The 5,190-nt window shown below is 68.1% G+C and carries 3 protein-coding genes and 2 pseudogenes; 1 reads left to right on the top strand and 4 read right to left on the bottom strand.

The window, feature by feature from the left end; all coding sequences use genetic code 11:
• The 4 genes and pseudogenes from IF04_RS39445 to IF04_RS0135195 all read right to left on the bottom strand — a co-directional run.
• Positions 1-226, bottom strand: a pseudogene (locus IF04_RS39445) (transposase); the annotation flags it as partial.
• Positions 227-588: 362 nt separating this feature from the next.
• A complete protein-coding gene (locus tag IF04_RS0135205) occupies positions 589-1,101 on the bottom strand; it encodes an ATP-binding protein (RefSeq protein WP_051831854.1) in 513 nt (170 codons plus the stop codon).
• 142 nt (positions 1,102-1,243) lie between these two features.
• Positions 1,244-2,212, bottom strand: coding sequence for an MEDS domain-containing protein (locus IF04_RS0135200; protein WP_030267685.1), 969 nt, complete (start codon positions 2,210-2,212; stop codon positions 1,244-1,246).
• A gap of 84 nt (positions 2,213-2,296) precedes the next feature.
• Entirely contained in the window at positions 2,297-4,603 is a 2,307-nt protein-coding gene (locus tag IF04_RS0135195) for an ATP-binding protein (RefSeq protein ID WP_030267683.1), read from the bottom strand.
• A gap of 289 nt (positions 4,604-4,892) precedes the next feature.
• Between IF04_RS0135195 and IF04_RS36335 the strand changes: the two are divergent.
• Positions 4,893-5,190: pseudogene (locus IF04_RS36335) on the top strand (transposase); the annotation flags it as partial.

Genomic DNA, 5,190 nt, shown 5'->3' with positions numbered 1-5,190 from the left:
GTGCGAGGCATCGACGGTGGCGCGGGAGAAGTCCAGTCGGTCCGCCGCCCCTAACCGGTCCAGCAGCACCTGTTGCAGCTCCTCCCAGACGCCGGCCTGCTGCCATTCGGCCAGGCGCCGCCAGCAGGTGGGGCCGGATCCGAAGCCCAACTCCTGAACGCAACAACTCCCATTGAATGCCGGTGTAGAGCACGAACAAGATGCCCTGCAGCGTCTTGCGGTCATCGTGACTTCCCACGGCTTCCGCCGAGCCATCCTCACCCCCGAGGAACGACATCACCGTCCCCTCCACCGTGCCAGACGAAGATCATTCTGCAAGGACTCGTTATTTGCAGCGGTGCGTCGGGCACTCTGCTCAGCCGTGGCGGCGTACGCCACCTACAGATCTGGAAATGCCGGCCATATCTCTCCAAGCGACTTCTTCGAGGCTCACCTGCCTCCCCAGCAACAGTCTGCGAGCTGGCCCCCTCACCCGAAGCCGCATTCCCGAATCGGTCACCATCGGACACGGAGGAAGTGTGATGCATCCTTCCACGGCATCTCCATTAGCCAGAGGAACGGCTCGGTGCGACCGGCCACCGCCTCCGGTCATAGGCGACCCGTCGCCATGTGACGCGCGTCCGCTTCTTCCGCGCCGTCCCTCCTGTCCGGTGCTCCGATCTCCAGCTCGAACCAGACTTCCTTGCCTCCCTCGATGAGACGGCTACCCCACCGGTGAGACAGCGCGTCGACCAGGAGGAGACCGCGCCCGCTCTCGGCTGCACCGGCATGGTTCTCGTGGTGCCCATTGTCCTCTTTGCTCTCGGCCTGCCGGTTCGGCGGTCGGGGAAGTTGCCGCTGCTCGTCCGCCACCTCGCAGCGCAGCGTGCCGATGTCCAGGGACAGCGTGAGTCGGTAGCGGCCGCTTGCGTGCACCACCGCGTTGGTGGCGAGCTCGCTGACCAGCAGTTCGGCGCTGTCCACCAGTTCCTGGAGGCCGTGCTCGGCCAGAAACTTGCGGACGACGTACCTGGCCTGGCGGACCGAGGACGTCCCTGGGCCCAGAATCGTGGTGCAGTCACCGCCCACGGTTGGCAGGCCGCGCGGATGGGCGTTCGGCATGGTTGTTTCCCTTCGGCACTTGGGGCGTTCGGCTCCTGTGGGGCGAGGCCGGGCCCGTCGTAGGGCTCGGCCTCGTATCCACCATGCGTCTGCCGTGCGTTCGGGTCGCGGGGGGAACTACCCGAATCCGCGCGCCGGTTCGTCAACCGGCTGGTGTGAGGGCTGTTTCCATGCGGATGGTCCATCCCTCCTTCTCCTCGTTGTCCGATCTCATGTCCACGAACTCGCATACCTGGCGGGTCTTCCAGAGCCCGTCCTCCGGCTGCGCCTGGGGGCCCGGTGGCCGAAAGCCGAGGAACGGATCGGTGATGCGTCCGACCGAGGTGCGCAGCTCGCAGATGATCCGCTGCCGGGTCGACCACAACTGTAGGTCCGCGCGGTCGCAGCCCTGGGCCACCGCGTAGCCCGTGGCGCCGGACACGGCCTGCCCGAAGCGGGCTGCCGCGTCCGGCGCCATGCCGCGGGCCTGTGCCTGGTCTGCCGCGAACCGGTGACCGGCGGTCAGGTCCTCGTCAAGGCTCATCCCGATCGCGTCCTGCGGTGGCGGGGGCAGCGGGCCAAGGTCCCGCGTCACGTAGACGGCGGGCTCCGTGAACAGCGGACTGGGCCGGATGCCGTGCCGATCCAGTTCCGTCGGATGGGTGTGCCGGGCGGCGTCGATGACGTCGGGCGGTGCGGTGCGCGTGTCGTACAGGCACATCAGGTCGGGCGGGGCCCCGGTGAAGAGCTCGGTGGCCAGCGCCTCGTACCGCTTCCACTCGGTGATCTGGCGCGGAGAGCGACCGTCCCAGACCGGCTCGCCCGTCATGTGGATACGGCCCTGCGGGCTCGCGTGTGCGACGTAGTAGTCGAGAGCGGTGGCCATGCTGTTCGCGGGTGTCCCGCGATACCACTGCGCGGAGTCGTGGAAGTCCACGTGGCAGGCGTCCGGGCCGAGCGCGTCCCGCAGCAGGTCCAGCTTGCGCGAGGTGGTGATGGCCACCGGGTCCGGTTCATCCTCGGCGGCGATGCCCTCCTTGAGGAACGGCACCACCGTCGCCAGGAACTCCTCGTCGGACGAGTGGATGCCGGCGTGATGGTTGATGGGTGTGTGGGGTTCTCCGTGATTCATCGGTCCGCCTTCCCTTTCGCTCGGTGTCTGGGCGGTGACTGCTCTCGTGCACGGTGTCGGCGTCCGGTTCACGCATGCACGTCGTCAGCGGTGCCTGGCCCGACGTGTCTCGGTCCAGACGGCGACCTGACTGCGGGAGGTGAAGTCCAGCTTGCTGAGGATCCGCTCCACATGGCCCTCCGCCGTCCGCAGTGCGACGACCAGCCGGTCGGCGATCTGCTGGTTGGTCAGCCCCTCCGCGATGAGCTCGGCGACCTCCGTCTCACGGCGGGTGAGCGGACTGTCGCGCACCGACCGGGCGGGAGACTTCGTCTCGCCCACCGCGTAGCCCACTGCGGCGTCCGGGGCGAGCTCCAGGCCCTCGCGGCAAAAGCCCTTGAACGTGTCGCCCAGCAGCTCGCGAGCGCGTTCTTCGGCTTCGGTGCGCACAGGACCGTGGGAAGGGGTGCGGTCCAGTGCGACGTGGGCGTCCTGCCAGATCCGCTTGGCCGCGCCCAGCAGGACGGCGGCGGGCCGGCCCTCGCCGTCGCGCGCATGGACCGCGGCGAGCAGTTCCAGCGTCATGCCGATCCCGAAAACATCGCCGACCGCCCGCTTTAGCCGCAGGCACTCCCGGGCGTGGGTCCTGGCCGCCGCCACGTCTCCCTTCGCCCACTCGGCGAAGGCAAGGATGCGCAGGAGGTAGGAGTGGACCCACTGCTCGCCGTGGTCCAGGCAGATCTGCCGGAACTCCTTGCACAGGCCCATTGCGCGGTCGTGCTCACCCTGGATGGCGAGGACGTGGGCCAGCTCGACGTACTTGAAGCCGACCAGGCTCATTGACTCGCCCTTGCGCGGCGGACGGGAGAGTGCCTCCTCGTACACGTCCCGGGCCTTCTCGTAGTCGCCGGTGATCAGGCGAGCACCGCCGCGGCCAAAGTAGGTGTGCGCCGCCTCGGCCTCGTCACCCAGTTGCAGGGCCAGCTCGCGTGCCTCCTCGACGAGGGGAGCGGCCCTAACAGCATTGCCCTGGCTCAACAGCATCAGGGCCAGGGCCCACAGTGCCCGCACCCGCGCACTGGTCGGCTCGGGAGCGGCGGCGAGCAACCGCTCCAGCCAGTACCTGCCCTCCACCAGGGCGCCGCACGCGAACCAGAAGAACCACAGATGCCCGGCCAGCTTCAGCCCGGCCTGCAACTCGCCCGGGGTGCTCAGGCAGAACTCCAACACCGAGCGGATGGTGTCCGACTCGGTGTGGAGCCGCCGGACCAGCTTCGGCTGGTTGGGGCCGAACCATTGCTGCTCGCACTCCTCGACGAAGTCCAGGCACCAGTCCCGCACCCGGCGCCGGACAGCCTTCTCTGCGTCGGCGCCGCCCTCACGAAGCCTGTCGAGGCCGTACTGCCGGATCGACTCCAGCATCCGGTACCGGGCGTGGAGGGCGTCGCCGTCCCGGACCAGTAGCGACTTGTCCACCAGACCGGTGACGGCGTCCACCATCTCGTCACGGTCGAGGCCGGGCCCGGCACAGACCTTCTCCACTGTGCCCAGGTCGAAGCTCCCTGCGAAGACCGAGAGGTGCGCCCACACCGTCTGCTCCTTGGGAGTGCACAGATCATGGCTCCAGTCGACGGCCGCCCGCAGGGTGCGGTGCCGGGGCAGGGCGTCCTCGCCGTCGGCCAGCAGCCGATAGCGTCGGTCGAGCCGTTCGAGCAGCTGCTGCACGCCCAGGGCACGCATCCGTACCGCCGCCAGCTCGATCGCGAGCGGCAACCCGTCCAGTCGGCGGCACAGATCGATCACCGGTTCCTGGTTGTCCGCCGTGAGCGTGAAACCGGGCAGCACGGCCGCGGCCCGGTCGGCGAACAGTGCCAGTGCCGGGTACTCCAGGGCGGGCTTCGGAGGTAGCGGCTCGCCCGGCGAAGGAGTGGGCAGCGGCTGCAACTCCAAGACATGCTGGGTGGGCACGTCCAGCGGGTGCCTGCTGGTGGCGAGGATGCGCACCCCCGCGCTCTCCTCCAGCAACGTCTTGACAATTCGAGCGCAGGCGTCCGCCAGGTGTTCGCAGTTGTCCAGGACCAGGAGGAGTTCCCGGTCCTGGAGATGATCGACCAGGCACCGGACGGGCGAACCCCCCGATCCGTTACGGATGCTCAGCCCATCGATCAGGGCGAGCGGCACCAGCGACGCGTCCCGCACACCGGCCAGCTGGACGATGTGCACTCCGTCGGCGAACCCCCGAGCCAGCCGGCGCACGGCGTGCAGAGCCAACCTGGTTTTGCCGACGCCGCCCGTCCCGGTCAGGCTCACCAGCCGGTGGGCGGCCAACAGGCGCTTGGTTTCGGCGGTCTCCTGGCGTCGGCCGACGAAGCTCGACGTCTTGACGGGTCGGCCGGTCTCGTCCCCTGTCACGGCTACCTGCACAATTGGTCCCGCTTCAAAAGTGGTACGCCCGGTGTCTGCCGTGGCTCCGTGGTGTACTGACGTCAAAAACTCTATGGCCAAGACGCGGGCGGAGCATCTGTAGGAGGGCATTGCCAGTTGAAGGCATATCTCTGACGGAATATGTGCAGAGTCTGTCTCTCGACGTTCGCCCGTGGATCAGTCGTGCACCGCTGATGATCTGCCGCATCAGCAGGACTTACGAGTCCTTGCAGAATGATCTTCGGCTCGGCGGAAGCCGTGGGAAGTCAGTGATGAACTGTGGGCGGTGATCGAGCCGCTGCTGCCCCGGCATGAGCGTCGCTACCGGTACCCGGGCCGGAGGCGGATCGATGACCGCAAGACGCTGCAGGGCAGCCTGTTCGTGCTCTACACCGGCATTCAATGGGAGTTGTTGCGTTCAGGAGTTGGGCTTCGGATCCGGCCCCACCTGCTGGCGGCGCCTGGCCGAATGGCAACAGGCCGGCGTCTGGGAGGAGCTGCAACAGGTGCTGCTGGACCGGTTAGGGGCGGCGGACCGACTGGACTTCTCCCGCGCCACCGTCGATGCCTCGCAC

The sequence above is a fragment of the Streptomyces violens genome, assembly GCF_000717745.1.
Lineage (GTDB): Bacteria > Actinomycetota > Actinomycetes > Streptomycetales > Streptomycetaceae > Streptomyces > Streptomyces violens.
This window is presented reverse-complemented; position numbering and strand designations above follow the sequence as displayed.